At 52.8% G+C, this 16,753-nt stretch carries 13 protein-coding genes; all 13 read right to left on the minus strand.

Annotation, left to right across the window (positions count from 1 at the left end):
* Positions 1 to 4: 4 nt before the first annotated feature.
* The 13 genes from FHS90_RS21260 to FHS90_RS21320 all read right to left on the minus strand — a co-directional run bounded on the left by FHS90_RS21260 (position 5) and on the right by FHS90_RS21320 (position 16,597).
* On the minus strand, positions 5 to 1,285 hold the full coding sequence (locus tag FHS90_RS21260) for a nucleoside permease (protein WP_182514491.1): 1,281 nt from the start codon (positions 1,283 to 1,285) through the stop codon (positions 5 to 7).
* Positions 1,286 to 1,634: 349 nt separating this feature from the next.
* Positions 1,635 to 2,366: a 3-keto-disaccharide hydrolase gene (locus FHS90_RS21265; protein WP_066839358.1), complete on the minus strand. Its 732-nt coding sequence runs from the start codon at positions 2,364 to 2,366 to the stop codon at positions 1,635 to 1,637.
* 7 nt (positions 2,367 to 2,373) lie between these two features.
* Positions 2,374 to 2,844 carry a c-type cytochrome gene (locus tag FHS90_RS21270; RefSeq protein ID WP_182514492.1) on the minus strand — a complete coding sequence of 157 codons (471 nt, stop codon included), beginning with the start codon at positions 2,842 to 2,844 and terminating at the stop codon, positions 2,374 to 2,376.
* Between the two features lie 175 nt (positions 2,845 to 3,019).
* On the minus strand, positions 3,020 to 4,177 hold the full coding sequence (locus FHS90_RS21275) for a Gfo/Idh/MocA family protein (protein ID WP_182514493.1): 1,158 nt from the start codon (positions 4,175 to 4,177) through the stop codon (positions 3,020 to 3,022).
* 136 nt (positions 4,178 to 4,313) lie between these two features.
* Entirely contained in the window at positions 4,314 to 4,877 is a 564-nt protein-coding gene (locus FHS90_RS21280) for a gluconate 2-dehydrogenase subunit 3 family protein (protein ID WP_066839362.1), read from the minus strand.
* A 110-nt stretch (positions 4,878 to 4,987) separates the two neighbouring features.
* Complete coding sequence (locus FHS90_RS21285; RefSeq protein WP_066839363.1) at positions 4,988 to 6,454, minus strand: Gfo/Idh/MocA family protein; 1,467 nt, start codon at positions 6,452 to 6,454, stop codon at positions 4,988 to 4,990.
* A 36-nt stretch (positions 6,455 to 6,490) separates the two neighbouring features.
* A complete protein-coding gene (locus FHS90_RS21290) occupies positions 6,491 to 8,170 on the minus strand; it encodes a GMC oxidoreductase (protein ID WP_066839364.1) in 1,680 nt (559 codons plus the stop codon).
* Positions 8,171 to 8,531: 361 nt separating this feature from the next.
* Positions 8,532 to 9,665, minus strand: a complete 1,134-nt coding sequence (locus FHS90_RS21295) for a sugar phosphate isomerase/epimerase family protein (protein ID WP_066839375.1) — start codon at positions 9,663 to 9,665, stop codon at positions 8,532 to 8,534.
* Between the two features lie 705 nt (positions 9,666 to 10,370).
* Positions 10,371 to 13,793: an amidohydrolase family protein gene (locus FHS90_RS21300; RefSeq protein WP_182514494.1), complete on the minus strand. Its 3,423-nt coding sequence runs from the start codon at positions 13,791 to 13,793 to the stop codon at positions 10,371 to 10,373.
* Positions 13,794 to 14,095: 302 nt separating this feature from the next.
* On the minus strand, positions 14,096 to 14,899 hold the full coding sequence (locus tag FHS90_RS21305) for a DUF3667 domain-containing protein (RefSeq protein WP_066836873.1): 804 nt from the start codon (positions 14,897 to 14,899) through the stop codon (positions 14,096 to 14,098).
* Positions 14,900 to 14,905: 6 nt separating this feature from the next.
* On the minus strand, positions 14,906 to 15,163 hold the full coding sequence (locus tag FHS90_RS21310) for a hypothetical protein (protein WP_066836870.1): 258 nt from the start codon (positions 15,161 to 15,163) through the stop codon (positions 14,906 to 14,908).
* Positions 15,164 to 15,432: 269 nt separating this feature from the next.
* Positions 15,433 to 15,606 (minus strand): hypothetical protein, encoded by a 174-nt coding sequence (locus FHS90_RS21315; RefSeq protein WP_182514495.1) that lies wholly within the window; start codon positions 15,604 to 15,606, stop codon positions 15,433 to 15,435.
* 430 nt (positions 15,607 to 16,036) lie between these two features.
* The gene (locus tag FHS90_RS21320; protein WP_182514496.1) at positions 16,037 to 16,597 is read right to left on the minus strand and encodes a hypothetical protein; all 561 of its coding nucleotides are present in this window, start codon (positions 16,595 to 16,597) and stop codon (positions 16,037 to 16,039) included.
* Positions 16,598 to 16,753 lie beyond the last annotated feature (156 nt).

Raw genomic sequence — 16,753 nt, forward strand, 5'->3', positions numbered from 1 at the left:
GGGGTTAAGGCAGGCTGGTCACGGCGGGAGATCTGTCGGTTTCCGGTTCAAAGGCCGGCACTTCTGCTTTAGGGGTTTTCTGGTCTCTGAACAGCAGCAGGAACAGCAGGGCCACCACCGCGGCTATGCCCGCCGGTACCAGCCAGATGCTCTGCCACAGGTTTTCCGCGCCAGCGCCCCGGTAGTACTCCCCAATGTAACCGGCCACCCAGAACCCGATCAACATGCCCACGCCATACGTGGCCAGCGTTACCAGGCCCTGCGCCGAACTTTTATACTTCTCACCGGCTCTGGCATCTGTGTATATCTGGCCAGACACAAAGAAGAAGTCATAGCAGATGCCGTGCAGCGCAATACCAATGATGAGCATAAACGACAGCTCGCCGGCGTTGCCGTAAGCGAACAGCACATACCGCACCGCCCACGCCACCATGCCCACCAAGATGGTTTTTTTAAAGCCGTATTTGGAGAAAAACACCGGCAGCAGCAGCAGGAACAACACCTCAGAGATCTGCCCAATGGTCATTTTGCCCGTGGGGTTCTCCAGCCCCACATCAGTGAGGAACGGGTTGGCGTTCTGGTAGTAGAACGCTAGCGGAATACAGATCAGCACTGAGGCCAGGAAGAAGATCAAGAAGTCTCTGCTCTTTAAAAGCTTGATGGCGTCTAGCCCCAGGATCTCAGAAACAGAGCTGCTGCCTTCACTTTTCACCGGCGGCGTCTTGGGGAGCAGGAAGCTGTAAACCCCCAGGATGGCAGACGCAACGCCCGCCATCAGGAACGTGTTGCGCAGCAGTCCCTGGCCAATGCCTTCGGCCGAATCCCAGTGGAAGATATAGCTGATGGAAAGCCCGGCGGCAATCCACCCCAGGGTGCCCCACACCCTGATGGTGGAGAACTCCTTCTCCGGGTTCTTCATCTGCCTGAATGACACTGAGTTCACCAGCGCCAGCGTGGGCATGTACGCCACCATGTAGGCAAACACATACGGGTAGAACGTGCCCACTTCTGTTGACTGGTACATCTGGTACATCAAGACCGCGCCCACCAGGTGCAGAATACCCAGAATGCGTTCTGCGTTGAAGTATTTGTCAGCAATCATCCCAATGATGAACGGCGCAATGATGGCCCCAAAAGACTGCGTAGAAAACACGCTCGCTGACTCCAGATCAGACGCCTTCAGGTTGTTGCCCAGAAAGGTGCCCAGCGTGACAAACCATGCGCCCCAGATAAAGAACTCCAGAAACATCATGATTGATAATTTGATGCGGGTAATTGAATGCATGATTTGTTTGTTAGTGGTTCAATATTGGTCTCTCGTTGTTGGTTATTCCTGTTTTGGGCCTGTTTTTCCCAAAACAGGCCCAAAACAGGAATAGGCTTTTCAGGAGCATTCTCGCCTATCTCCATCTATGGAAGTAGCCTGCAGGGGAACTCCGAATGCCCTTGCCTGCAGTTTCAGAACTGACGTGCCAGGGGCATCAGGAATCCAGAACAGCTGGGAGTCAGCTCATTAAGCGAGCACTCCTCACTAAAAGCCTCTAGGGCGCAGAAGTGACTTCTGCGCCTCTTTTTCAGGTAGTGCGTTTTGGGCCTGTTTTCAGTAAAACAGGCCCAAAACGCACTACCGCCCGCTACAGCCGCTTGATCATGATGTTCTTGAACCAGACATCATCACCGTGGTCTTGCAGGGCAATCTTGCCAGACTTGAAAGCGCCAAAACCTTCCATCTTGGCAAACTTGCTGCCGGCAATCATGCTGCGCCAGTTGTCATCCCACATAGTGGTTGAAAGCACCTGCTGGCCGTTTTGCAGGACTTTGAGCTGGTTGTTCTGGCTAATGATCTCCACGTGGTTCCATTCGCCGGCAGGCTTTACGGTCTCAGGGCTGCTGGCAATGAGGTCATAGAGGTCACCGGCGCGGTGCTTGTGGATTTTGGCATCTGGGTGGCCGTCATTGTCCAGCACCTGGATTTCAGGGCCCGTGTGCCACACGTATTTGTACTTGGCGGGGTCGTCCTGCACAAAGAGGATGATCCCGCTGTTTCCCTTAGGGGCAATCTTCCAGTCCATTTTGAGGTGGAAGTTGTCAAAGCTCTGCTCAGAGACAATGTCGCCGCCCTCAGCGGTCTGCCAGTCTTTCTTGGCGGCGGCATCCAGGTGCAGGGCCCCGTCTTCTACTTTCCAGGCTTTGCCAATGGTAGCCTTGCCGTAGCTGTGCCAGCCGTTGGTGGTTTTGCCGTCAAACAGCGGCTGCCAGCCACCTTTGGCACTGTTTTGCGCGGTAGGCATAGACGTATTTTGAGAGGATTGGCAGGCGCCCAGCACCGCCAGTGATAAAAACGGGAGAAGTTTGCGCAGTTGCATAGAGCATTTATTTTTTAAGGGAAAGGACATATTGCGCCATGGCTTTGGCATCTGCTTCGCTCACGCCCGGGTGCGGCGTCATAGGCACTTCGCCCCAAACCCCTTTGCCGCCCTCAATGATTTTACCCGCCAGATAGTCAATGTTCTTCTCATTGGCCTCATACTTCTGGGCCACCTCCTCATAGGCGGGGCCCACCAGTTTCTGGTCGTTTCTGTGGCAGGCGGTACAGTCTGACTGTGCAATCAGCTTGGCGCCTTTCTCTGCGTCTGGCAGGGCCGTGCCGCCGCCCCCGTCTGAGCGGTCAGTGCCAATGTTCATGGCGTTGGTGTCAACGTCTGAGGGTTGGCGGGTGGCCGCGCTTAAATCTGCGGCATCACCCCCGTTGATTTCAGAGTTCTCTGCGTTTTCTGTTGATGATTTACTGTCACAGGCGGCAAACAGCGCGCAGCAGGCAAAAAGGAGGACTAGTTTTTTCATAAGGGGTAAAAGAAATGACTGAAGGCGCAGGCAGTGGGTAAGTTGAAAGCCCCACCTTCTAAAAATCTGTTTTCTGTTTTACAATCTGTTCAAATACAAGTTTCTGTTTTGGGCCTGTTTTCTGGAAAACAGGCCCAAAACAGAAACCACTTCTGGTGGTGATGCCCAGCCGTGGCTACACCACAAAATCTGTCCACTTCTCTGAGCTGCCGCTGCTGGCCACCACCGTCTCAATAAAGGCCATGCCGCGCACCCCGTCTTCTACAGAGGGGAAATCCATGGCTTCCGCCGAAGGCGTGGTGCCCTCTATGCGGGCTGAGAGCGTGAGCGCGAAGTTGCGGTACAGGTTGGCAAAGGCTTCAATGTATCCCTCTGGGTGGCCGCCGGGCGTGCGGGTGTTGTGCTGCGCGAAGGAAGACAGGCCGCCGGTGCCGGTCCGGTAAATTTGCGTGGGTTTGTCCAGCCATTTCACCAGCAGGGTGTTGGGTTCCTGCTGGGCCCACTCCAGCCCGCCGTCTTCGCCGTAGACTCTGATCTTGAGGCCGTTCTCCTCACCGGCCATGACCTGGCTGGCGGTGAGCACCCCGGTAGCGCCCTCAGTGAACCGAAGCAGCACGTGCCCGTCATCATCCAGCGCGCGGCCTTCTACCACGGTGTTCAGCTGGGCGCACACCTGCTGAATTCTCTGGCCGGAAATGTACTCGGCCAAATGGGCGGCGTGGGTGCCAATATCGCCCATGCAGCCGCTCTTGCCAGATTTGGCCGGATCTGTGCGCCAGGCGGCCTGTGCGTTGCCCTCTTTTTCTGAAAGACGGCTGAGCCAGCCCTGGGTGTATTCTACCAGCACTTTTCTGATCTTGCCCAGTTCACCGGCCTGCACCATCTGCCGCGCCTGCTTCACCATGGGGTAACCGGCGTAGGTGTGGGTGAGTAACAGCAGCAGACCGGTCTGCTCCACCTTCTGCTGCAGCTGCCTGGCCTCTTCCAGGGTAAGGGTCATGGGTTTCTCTATCACCACGTGAAAGCCTTTGTCCAGGGCTTTGAGCGCGGGATCAAGGTGGGCGTGGTTGGGCGTGACAATGCTCACAAAGTCCATGCGCTGGTCCTGGGGCAGGGCGCTCTCCTTCTCCAGCATCTCCCCGTAACTGGTATAGATGCGGTCTTGGGGCAGAAAGAGGTCTCGGCCGCTTTCCCGGGCATTGTCTGGACTGGTGCTGAGGGCACCGCAGACCAGCTCAATGGCGCCGTCCATGGTGGCCGCTATTCTATGAATGGCTCCAATGAAGGCGCCTTTGCCACCGCCAATCATGCCCATTCTTAGTTTTCTTTTCATGCGTACTCTACTATCTGTGGAAAGCCAAACCCACCCCTCCCCAAAGGGCAATGACGTGTGCCTGCCTTTTTTGTTTGTTCACTTTTAAAGTTTCTGTTTTGGGCCTGTTTTCTGGAAAACAGGCCCAAAACAGAAATCAGATCGCCCACGCCCTGTCGCCTTTTTTATAAGGCATGCAGCCGTCATAGCGGCCGGGAACGGGCAGATACCTGAGCGCTTTGGTAGCGCCCACCTCAGACGTGAAGTACCCCAGCAGCGTGAGCTCTTTCATCATTCTGAAGTAGTGGTTGGGCTCCTCTTCCTTTTTGTTTTTCTGGTGCTCCTTCTGCTCGGCGTCCAGCTGGGTCAGCAGGGCGGTGCGCTCCTGCGGGGTGGCTTTCAGGAACCCTTTGTTCAACTTCTTCTTGCTGGCTTCCTCCAACTGCTGAAGGCCTTTCAGGAACACCTGCTGGTCTTCTTTTTTATAGCAGTCCTGCACCATGACGGCCATGAAACTGCCTACCTGAGCGGCTTTGGCCCCGGGCGTGCTGGTGGTAGGGAGAATGGTTTCGCCCACTTCGTCTAAATAGGCCACCTGGTCCTGGTCAAACAGCCCGTTGACTTTGGGGGCCTTGGAGGTACAGGCCACAATCAGGTCTGCCCCCAGGATGGTGCCCCCCATGAGCCAGCCTACGGCGGCAATTGCTTCACGTCTATTCATACTAGTTCTAGTTATGCACTGCGGTCATAGATTCATTTCTTGCCAGATTTGCTTCTGTTTTAGCCTTGAAATCTGGAAAACAGGCCAGAAACGCCCATGTGCTTCACCGGTTACGCTTTCAGGGACCAGCCCTGGCGGTACTCGCGCTTCACAAACTGGTTCACGTCTTCAAAGTTGGTCACGCGCATGTTGGCGTTGTCCCACACCAGTTTGATGTTGCGGCCCGGGTAGTCAAACCCTTTGCCGTCTGCCTTGGGTTTCTGGATGTCATAGCCCCTGATGGCCAGGTTGGCCATGAGCAACGCCTCTGTCAGCGGACCGGCAATTTCAAACGGGGAGCTTACTTCTTTCTTTCCATAACCGGCAATACAGGCTTCCACCCACTGGGCGTAATGCCCGGCGTCACTGCCGGGAACCCGGGCCAGCGTCTGCTTTACTTTCACCTGCTCTGTGCGGGAGGTGGGCAGCAGGCGCGGATTCTTGCCGTAGGTGCTGCACATCATCTTGCCTTTGGTGCCCACAAAGAGGGTCCCGTTGCCGCCGTCGCCAAACAGTTCATTTGGGCCCAGTTCATCTGGGCGCACGGGCTGAATGCCGCCATCCATCCAGTGCACGGTCACGGGGCCTTTGGTTTTGTTCGTTTTAGGGAAGTTCAGGGTCACGTGGCTGGAGGGCGGGCAGCTCTCCGGGAAATAGCCGCGCTTGAACTCATCTACGTACACGCTGCCTACGCTGGCCTGCACATCTGTGGCGTATTTCAGGTTCAGCACGCTGAATGGCGCCTCCAGCAGGTGGCACCCCATGTCACCCAGGGCACCGGTACCGTAGTCCCACCAGCCGCGCCAGTTAAAGGGCACCAGCTTGTTCACGTATTCTTTGTACGGGGCAGTACCCAGCCAGAGATCCCAGTCCAGGTCTTTGGGAACCTCTGCTTTGTTTGTTGACCACGGAATGCCCTGTGGCCAGACAGGCCGGTTGGTCCAGGAATAGATGGTGTGCACGTCTCCAATGATGCCGGCATCATACCACTCCCGCAATTGGCGCACCCCATCGCCGGAGGCGCCCTGGTTGCCCATCTGGGTCACTACTTTATAGCGTTTGGCGGCGTCTGTGAGCACCCGTGCCTCATAAATATCATGGGTGAGCGGTTTCTGCACGTACACGTGCTTGCCCAGCTGCATGGCCGCCAGGGTGGTCACCGCGTGGTTGTGGTCTGGCGTTGAAACCGAGACCGCATCAAAGTTCTTGTGTTCCTTGTCAAACAGTTCACGCCAGTCTCTGTAGTACTTGGCTTTGGGGAACCGCTCGCGGGTAACGGCCCCGCGGCTGTCATGCACATCACAGAGAAACCCAATATCAGCTTTGCCGCTCTCATAGAAACTCTTGATGTCACTTTCACCTTTGCCGCCAATGCCTACGCCGGCAATGATGAGGCGGTCACTGGGGGCCAGAAAACCTTTGCCGCCCAGCACATGGCGGGGCACAATCATAAAACCTGCCGCCGCCAGGGCACCGGCTTTCAGGAACTTTCTTCTGGTGCTGTCTTGCGGAAGCTTTTCTTTTTCTTCTTCGGCCATGGGGATAGGGTTAGGGATACGTGCTTGCAGGGGAAATTAAAGGTTCATTCTTTTAAGTTCGCCCACGGCGTGGTCTACCGCGCGGGCTGTGAGGGCCATGTAGGTGAGGGATGGGTTCTGGCAACCCGCTGAGGTCATGGCCGCCCCGTCTGTCACGTACACGTTGGGCGCATCCCAGACCTGGTTGTGCTGGTTCAGGACTGAGGTTTTAGGGTCACGGCCCATGCGCGCGGTGCCCATCTCATGAATTCCCTGCCCCATGGCGTACCCGGCATCAAAGGTTTTTACGTTTTTGAGCCCGGCAATCTCCAGCATCTCCTTGGCGTCTTCGGCCATGTCTTTGCGCATCTTGTGCTCGTTCTCTTTGATCTCGCAGCTGATGTCCAGCACGGGCAGCCCCCACTTGTCTTTCTTGTTCTTGTCTAGCCGCACAAAATTCTCATGGTACGGCAGGGTCTCGCCAAAACCGTTAATGCCCATGGTCCACTGGCCCGGCTCGCTAAGCGCCTCTTTCAGGTCAGCGCCAATGCTCATCTCGGCAATCTCGCGGCCCCAGTTGCTGCGGCTGGCGCTGCCCTGGTACCCGAATCCCCTGATGTAGTCGCGCTTCTCGCCGTTCAGGTTCCTGAACCGGGGAATATAGATCCCGTTCGGCCTGCGGCCGAAATAGTACTTGTCTTCATACCCTTCTACTTCGCCCCGGGCGCCGGTTCTGAAGTGGTGGTCCATGAGGTTGTGCCCCAACACGCCTGAGCTGCTGCCCAGGCCGCCTTCCCACACGTCAGTGGCTGAGTTCATCAAGACCCAGGTGGAGTTAAGCGTGGAGGCGTTCAGGAACACCACCTTGGCGAAGTACTCATAGGTTTGGTTTGTCTCTGCGTCCAGCACCTCTACCCCTGTGGCTTTTCTGGTGTCTTTGTCATACAGGATTTTGGTGACAATAGAGAACGGCCGCAACGTAAGGTTGCCGGTAGCCATGGCCGCCGGCAGCGTGGCCGACTGGGTACTGAAGTACGCCCCAAACGGACAGCCCAGCCAGCACTTGCTGCGGTACTGGCAGTTCACTCTGTTATTATGGGGGGCGGTGAGGTTGGCCGTACGCCCAATGATCATGTGCCGGTTGCCTTTGTAATGGCTTTTGAGGCGGGCGGCCACGTCTTTCTCTACGCAGTTCATGTCCATGGGCGGCATGAAGTCACCGTCTGGCAGGTGCGGAATGTTGTCTTTGTTCCCGGAGATACCGGCGAACTTCTCTACGTAGCTGTACCACGGGGCCAGGTCTTTGTACCGGATGGGCCAGTCAACGGCAATGCCGTCTTTGGCGTTGGCCTCAAAGTCCAGGTCTGAGAGGCGGTAGCTCTGGCGGCCCCACATGAGGGAACGGCCGCCCACGTGGTAGCCGCGGTACCAGTCAAACCGTTTGGTCTCTGTGTAGGGGCTTTCCTTCTCGTTGACCCAGTAGTCCAGGTTGGTTTCCTGCAGGGGGTAGTCCCGTTTGAGCACCGGGTAGTTCTCAATCATCTCCTGCGTTCTCCCGCCCCGGTGCGGATATTCCCAGGGCGCTTTGTTGGCATTCACATAGTCTTTCACGTGCTCTATGTTTCTGCCACGCTCCAGCATGATGGTCTTCAGCCCTTTTTCTGTTAATTCTTTGGCAGCCCAGCCGCCTGAGATCCCGGAACCAATGACAATTGCATCGTAATGATTATCGGCCATACGCAGGTATATTCTTACTTTATAAGGTTAAGTATTCAGACACTTTTTGGTAAACATATTATTGCAAACTCAACGATCAAGCAACAGAAGGAACCGTTGTTGAAAAGATGGCAATGGAAAAGCTGTTTAATAATAAATTTTAAAAATATGAATTGCAAACTTTCCAGGGAAAACAAAGGGAGAAACCTGTTTGGCAGCTGCTACAGGGCCTCTGTCTCATCTCACCTGGGCAGCAACCAGAAAGAACAAAGGGGCTCCTCAGTGCAGGCAGCGCACAAAATTTCCTGTTTTGGGCCTGTTTTCTGAAAAACAGGCCCAAAACAGGAACAGCTACGGGGAAAGGTTTTTTTACTGGTACTGGCTATGCTTTTACGCCCAGCTCCTGCATGGTAACCACCGGAATATCTTGGGCGGGTCCGGCTTTGAGTTCCCGGAAACCGCTGGCTGGGTATTGGTAGCCGTTCTCGGTCAGTTCCCAGAGCAGCGGGGCCAGGCTGAGGGTGGCCGCTTTGAAGCCCTGCAGGATAGCGCCCATGTTACCGGTGCCCTTAGACAGCGCGGCTTCGTTCTCTATTTCAAACGGACCGGAAAAGCCTTTTTCTTTCAGGGTGTTCACAAAACCGCGCCAGTCTACGTGGTCACTCCCCCCGAAACCCGGCAAGGTGGCCTCATAGTTGTGGCGGTCCCACTCAGTCTGGGCGGTGGGCACCCCGGCGCGCTGGGCCAGGTCAGCGTCTACCTGCATTTTAGGGTACAGATTGCCCCAGTACACGCTGCCCACGTTGCGGGTACCCTTCACGTGAATGCGGTGCAGGCGGGCCATATCTGTATTCCTAATCACCTCGCTGGGGTCTAGGTGCTGCCAGATGTCATGTGACGGGTCATAGATTTCGCCGTGGGCGGAACTGGGAATAAGTTCATACATGAGCTTGCGGGCGGCCAGTACGCCGGTGAGGTTGTTGAACGTGCTGCTGTAGCCCGCCTGTCGCCAGCCTTCCATGGGGCAGTTTTCATAGAGCACCGTTACGCCCAGGTCCTCGGCGTATTTAATAATAGGCGTGAAAATGCGGGCGTACTCGTCTAAGTTCTTCTGGAAGCCGTTTTCCTGGTTACCCAGCTCGTGGTTGTAGCCCACAAAGGTGCCCACTTTCACGTCATTGCTGTCGCCGCCCAGGAGGTGCGCCATGCGTATGAGGCGCAGCAGGTGGTTTTGGTTTTTCACGCGCTGCGCCGGGTCGCCGCCAATGAGGTTATCAAACGCGCCCAATGACAGCCGCAGTTGGTGTTGGTTGAACTTCTCAAGTAGGGCCTGGGCATCGGCGCAGCCGAAATTTTCATAGTTCAAATGCGTGGCCACGAAATCATCCCGCGTCCCATCTTTCCGGAACACGCACACGTCCAGCCCCTGCACGCCTACGTCCTTGGCTTTCTCCATAACTTGGTCTAACGTGAGCTGGTCAAAGGCTGAGGTCATAATCCAGATGGGGTTGTTCATAGCGGTGCAGGGGTTTGTTCAGTTGTTGAAGGTTTTCATGCGCCCTGGCGTACTCGCCTGCCGGGCAGCTAAAGATTAGAAATTCTGATGCCTTGACCAAATTCTGTTTGGGTCAATCACCGCAATTTTCCGTTTTGGGCCTGTTTTCTGAAAAACAGCCCAAAAACGGAAAATCTAGAAAGATGTATACGCTTTGCATCCCACCACCCAAACTTTGCCTCCGGAGCCTACTAGGGCGCGGAAGTTACTCCCGTGACTTACAACTCCGGCAGATACTCCCGTTTGAAGGGGCGAAGGGGGATGTTGACACCTCCAGATCCACGCATTGATGATACGGCATAGGGCCGCCCGTATTCCCGGTACCCCCCTTGGAGGGGTAGGGGTTACGCATTGCTGAACCTTTCCCGATGAATCTGGAGACGAACTGCACGGGTGGTCACGAGCTGCAAGCTCGCGCCAGCGCATCATTCTTAAAAATCAACAATACCTAATCAGCAATTCTCCAAAGCCCCCGTTGCGTCTTTAGACCTGCGAGCGTCTGTGCTAACTTCTGTAGCTACCGTTGCCCCTCACCTTAGCCCTCTCCCCAAGGGAGAGGGAATACTGCTTTTCCGTTTTCGGGCTGTTTTCCGGAAAACAGCCCGAAAACGGAAAAAGCCTCACCTGCCAAGGCAGGTGAGGCTTTTCAATAGCAGCAGGAAAGAATTATTCCTGAATACCCGGTACGCCTACGGGCATAGCGCTGTGCCAGTCAAAGTCTGGGGCTTTCTTTTTGGTTGGGGCCAATTCATCTAAGGTGTTGGCATCATACAGACGGCCGTTCCGCATCACGTATTGGATGGTGTTGGTGTTCCGGATGTTCTCCAGCGGGTTCTGGTCCATAATCACCAGGTCGGCCAGTTTGCCGTTCTGGATGGAGCCCAGGTCACCGTCTAAGCCCAACGACTTGGCCCCCAGAATGGTAGCGGTTTTCAAGGCGTTCAGGTTGCTCATGCCGCCAGACTGCATAGACCAAAGCTCCCAGTGGTAGCCCAAGCCCTGCAACTGTCCGTGCGAACCTACGCCGGCCAGACCTCCGGCTTTTACCAGGCGGTCTACAAACTGGGCGTGCTTGTCAAACACGTGCTCCTCTTTCATAAACCAACCGCTTCTGCGGCGCGACTTCTCGTCCAGCTCCACTTTTGGGGTGAAGTAGTTGAGCTTTTTGTCGTTCACCAGGTCTTCGGTGGCGTAGTAATAGTTTTCGGCCCACGGGCCGCCATAAGACACCAGCAAGGTAGGCGTGTAGGCAATCTGCGACTGTGACACAAACTCCAGCACATCTTTGTACAGCGGGAAAACAGGGTACGAATGCTCGTGGCCCGGGTAACCGTCCAGTACTTCAGTGAGGTTCAGTTTAAAGTCCAGACCGCCCTCGGTGGTAGGCATCAGGCCTTGCTCTTTGGCGGCCATGATAATCCATTGGCGGTGCTGGCGGTTGCCCACCAGGTACATTTTGATGGTCTTGGTGTTGTAGTACTCTGAATATTGTTTGAGTACGCTTTTGGCGTGGTCCAGGCTCTTGAGGTTATAAGACCAGTAACCCACACCCGGACCAGTGGAGTACACGCGCGGACCAATCATCTTGCCGGTTTCCACCATGTCTGAGTAGGTGAGAACATCAGTAGTGGCGGTTTGCGGGTCACGGGTGGTGGTCACGCCGTAGGCCAGGTTGGCGGCGTAAATCCAGACTTGGTTGGAGTGCACACCCCAGCGCGGCCACATGTGTGCGTGGGTATCTACAAAGCCGGGCGTAATGGTTTTGCCCTTCACGTCTACCACGGTGGCATTGCCTGCGGTTAACGTACCCGTTTTACCCACCGCCTTGATGCGGTTGTTCTCAATCAGGATGTCGCCGTTTTCAATCACTTCATCGCCGTTCATGGTGATGATGCGGGCACCTTGCAACAAAATATTCCCGGTTGGAATGTCACGTGGAACGGTGATGGCGATTCTGGTTTCAATGGGTTTATAACCTTCAATCTTCACGGCCTCTTTGGCGCCGGTGCTGTCTTTCTTGGCCTCGGTGTCAGGTTTGGCTTCTTTCTTTTTCTCCTCAGCGGCCTCCATTTCGCGTTTTTTGGCGAAGGCGGCGTCTAAATTATAGGCGAAGAAAGCGTTACCGATAGACCAGTACACAGATTTACCGTCGGCCGACCAGCTGGGAAATTGGCCGCCAATGTCAGTGAGTTTCCAGCTGGGGAATTGGGAGCTGGCCACGTCTGCCACTGAGATGGTAGGCGTTTCGCCGCCCACAAACGGAATGGTCACCACGTAAATCTCATTGTTAATCAAGGCCAGCGCTTTGTCGCCTTTAGGCGATTTGATGACGGTGGTGGCGGTAGAGGCCTGTTGCTGCGGTTCGCGCTCGTTCAGGTGGTGGTTATGGCTCATTTCCTCCTCCAGCATGTCGGCGTAAGACCCAAAGGTGGTGATGCCTTTCACTTTCACGTATGGGCGCTTGTCGGTGCCGTCCCATCTGATGGAAATCAGGCCGTCTGCTGAGCTGTACAGGTAAATGCGGTCATCGCCCTGTACAAAGTGCGGGTTTGCGCCCAGGTTGGCTTTGGTCACAAACGTGCTGGGTCCGCCTTTGGCGGAAATCCAGTTGATGGTCTGGCGCGAGTCAAACGCCCCCGGCCCCGCCGATTCACGGTAGGTCTGCGCCGAGCCTTTGATGAACACAATTCTATCACCTTTAGGCGACCACACCGGCTCCTGGAAAACCGAGTTCTCCTGCGTGAGCTTCACGGGTTTGCCTTTGCCGGTGGCCGACACTTTGTAGATAGCACCTCCGGTTTTCTCGTGCCACGTCACAAACACCAGTTCCTTGCCGTCTGGCGACCAGGCGGGTTGCGCCTCGGTGAAGTCATTGGTGGTGACACGCTTGGGCGTACCGTTCGGGTACTCGGTGATGTACAGGCGGTCCAGGGCGGTGAAGGCCAGCCGTTTGCCGTCTGGTGACATGGCTGCGTCGCGGATTTGGGTCACCTTCATGGTTTTGTCATCAGAGATGGGGTATTTGAACTCCACCTTCGGGCCGATGGCGATTTTGGTCTCCACCTCAAACGGAATCTCCTTGGCCGCACCGCCGCTCACCGGAATGCGGTAGATTTTTCCGCCGTAAGACGCTACCAGTTCCTTGCTGTCGGGCGTGAACGACATGGCTGGTAACACGCCCAGCGGCGCGATGGATTCCTGCTCGTCGCGCTGCACCGGGTAGGCCAGCCACTTCTCATCACCCGATTTCAGGTTCTGCACAATGAGGCCGGTCTGGTTATTATAACGGGTTCCATACACCAGCATAGTACCGTCTGGCGACAACGTAGGAGAAAATGCCGAGCCGTAGCGCGAGGTGCGGGTATCGGTTTCACCGGTTTCGCGGTCAAAAGTGGCCAGTTGGTACTGCGGCAGCTGCGCGTTGTAGTTCCAGGCACCGGTGCGGCGGGCGTACCAGATGTAACGGCTGTCTTTGCCAAAGGCCGGTTCTACCGTTTTCAACGTTTCAGGCGTCTTGATGAGTTGCGTACCGCCGCCGCTGTCTTTGTGGTAGAGGTGCAGCTTCAGGTTTCTGCGGCCTTGGGAAACCACCAGGTATTCACCGTCTGGAGTCCACTCGGCGGCCTGAAAGTTCTCATTCTTGCTCTTGCTGATCTGGCGGGTCTTTTTGGTGGCAAGCTCCATGATCCAGACGTTGTCATTGCCGTCACGGTCAGAGAGGAATACAATAGACTTTCCGTCTGGGCTGAAGCGGGGCTGCACATCTAAGGCCATGCCCTCGGTGAGTTGTTCGGCCTTGCCGCCGCCCATGGGCAGCAGGTACAGGTCTCCCAGCATACTGAAGATCAATTTACTGCCGTCTGGGTGCACGTCCAGCGCCAACCAGGACCCTTCATTGGTTTTAAGGTCAATGGTTCTGCCCGCCTCCAGCGGCAGGTCTTTTTTCTCTTCTTTCCTGGGGCTGTCTTTTTTGGCCGGGGCGGGTGCATTCTGAGCCAAAGACGGCTCAGTGAACAGGCCCAGGGTGCAAAGCAGCAGCACGGGTTTCTTCCAGCCAGAGAAATTGCTGGCCAAGAACTGCTTCCTCATAAAAAATTAAGTTTGTTGTAGGTGTGTGTGTTTGGGAGAAGTGAAGGTAAGGACTTTTTATGGGAATAGCGGGATTTTAACATTTGCGGCTGGCCGTATTTCTGAACTCAGCCTTGTCCCCAGCTTTAGTCAAAAATTTCCCTTATGTTTTTGGCCTACTTTGGCTAAAACAGCCCGAAAACGCACTTTCTTCTAAAAACAGAAAGCGGTCAGCTTAGCAAAGCCACCCGCTTTCTGTGCATAGGTGTTTCCATTTTAGGGCTATTTTCAGAAAATCAGGCCGAAAACGAAAGATGTGCCGCTTATTTAGTCTTTAACATTTCCAGAGCCTCTGGCCCTTTCAGCATAGCAATGGCAAAACCAATGATTCCAGCAACTATAATAAACAAAATATACCCCAGTAAGGCCAAACACATTACGCCAATTACCCTCAGCACAATAGATTTCAAGGGTTTGCCTTGGTAGACTTCTTTAAAGAAGAACACCAGGATAACAGGCACCGCCAAGATGGAGATTTGGGTGACCGTATAAAAATCTTCAGGCGAATGCCTGAAAATGAACATGATGGGGTACGCAAAGATGATGCTCACCAAGGTGTAGAAAGACAGGATATAGGCGTTCATGACTACATGCTCATAGTAGTTATGCCCCCATTTCCTGAAAGCGATCTTAGTGGTGAGCGCGAAAAGCGGAACGTACAGCAGCATGAGCATGGAGCTGTAGCTTGACATGAACGAGAGGATAGTCCCAACCAGCCCTGCGTCAACGTTCTGCTGGGCAAAGTATACGGCCATTACCTCTTTCAAGTTCAGCACCTTAAAAGAAAGAAACGTAGCAATACCGCTCAGAACAAACACCAGCAGGATAGGTTTGTAATGGTTTACCCGGTGCCCGTCTATGTATTCTTTAGCGGTTTTACCCGGATTTCTGAGGACGCTCTTTATAGAATATAGCAGACCCTTGTTGGTATGTAGCACCGTGTACTGAAACTCTTCCCAGAGGTAGTGCCGGTCAATTCTCTTGTACTTTTTCTGCCCGCAAACCGCACAGAAATTCCCGGCGAGGGTTTGCTCACAGTTCTTACAGTTCAGCAGCATAACACTCATAAGACCTTAGAGGCTTCTGGCTTTGATTTCTTTGTTTAACAGGCTCCAGTTGATCAACAAAGGCATAAACGCCACGGGCATCATCAAAATAGGAATGAAAACAGCCATAGACATGCGTCCGGAGCCCTTGGTCAAAAAAAGATAGGTTACCGCCGCAATGGCAAGTAAATAAACAACCCCGAAGCCAATAGAAACACCCTTCATGAGTTCACTCCTCTTCAGCAGTTTCTCATCTGTCAACTCTTTGTACGTATTCTTCTGCATATCAATTCTACTTGTAAAAACTCAATTACACTTAGCGGGTCGGGGCTTGTTTTTAGCTCTTTAAAGATACTAACCATCCTCTCACCCATTCTCTTAGGTTCTATTCTAAAACTTAGGCTGAATGGGATTTAAGTAGGCAAAATAATGAATTATGACCAAAAACAGTTATGGCAACATAAAATATAATAATCAGCTAACGGTCTCGTGTAAAAAGTGTGCTAGGCCGTCGGCCGTAGCATGATTTTTACACAATGTTGGCAAAAGTTTTTTTATTTAAGCATTAAGGTTGCAGCAAAGGCAATTACTATAAATGTTCCTAATACAATCATAGTCCGAGAAAATTTATTAGTAAGCTTTACTTTTATTACACCTTTAGGAATGTTTTTCTCAAGAGCTTTTTTTACCTGATTATAGTTTTTATACTGCTTTTCTCCTAGTGTCATCTGGTCACCGTCGGGCAATTGTATAAGAATTCCACCTGTCGACCATACATAATCAGAAATCTTCAAATCCTTGTAATCGTAAAATCGGTTTATAAGTCCATATAAATATACAACTTCAAGCTTGTCCGAGTGGAACTTAAAATCCCTTAATAGTGACATGAACAAGACTAAAGGAAAAATGGAAATCCACGAAAGGAAAAGGATTCCTGCAATTATGTCAATGTCAGTAATATTATCGAGATTATTAATTATTATGATATAGACTATATAAAGTATTACTCCCGAACAGATAGTAAAAACCACAAGTAAAGGAAGTAGAATAAAAGTAAGCTTAGATTTTATCATTCTTTAAATTTTTGCCAACGGCCTCGTGCAAACAGCGTGCGAGGCCGTCGGCCGAGGCATTATATTTGCACAATGTTACATGCTTTTATTTTTTCTTAATTCTTATTGTCCTTATTGATTTTAGAAATAGCTCGTTACCCTTAGGTGATAAGTTGAAACCAGAAATCTGTAACATAAGCTTTCCCATAGGCCCCACACCTAAGCTGTCAAAGTAGACACCTGTAAGTCCGTCACCAATTACTTTAGGTTCTACTATTTTAGCTTGATAGCCATCTATCATTTCAAATGAATTCTTCCATTTTCTGTATTTCTCCCTGTCAGCCTCTTCTATATTCTCCTTATTAATAAATACTCTCCCTGTAGTATCATATTTATTCTCTAAAAACCATGAAATCATACTGCTTGGATAGATCTTTACACTTGCTTCTTCCAAAGAGCTTGAATATACTCCATAATCGAAGTGAATGGTATCTCCTTTACTTGTAACTATTTCCTTAACCTGGGAGTCAATCCCTTGTACATCATTTACTCTCCAATCAGATGGTAATTCAATGGAGAATGAACCGAAATCTTGTCTCTCTGTTCTAACATTTTCTTTAGTAACACATGAGCATAATATGACAAGTAAGATTGCGAAGTTCTTCATAATTATAATTGCATGTAACGGTCTCGTGTAAGCGGCGACGATGGCCGTCGGCCGATGCTGACGTTTATACAATCCTATGTTTGTAAAAACTAATTAACTTGTATAAAAGAGAAGAAAGGAAGGAACAAGATTTATTATACAATAAGGCCCTTGTAA

This window comes from Rufibacter ruber, assembly GCF_014138425.1.
GTDB classification, from domain to species: domain Bacteria; phylum Bacteroidota; class Bacteroidia; order Cytophagales; family Hymenobacteraceae; genus Nibribacter; species Nibribacter ruber_C.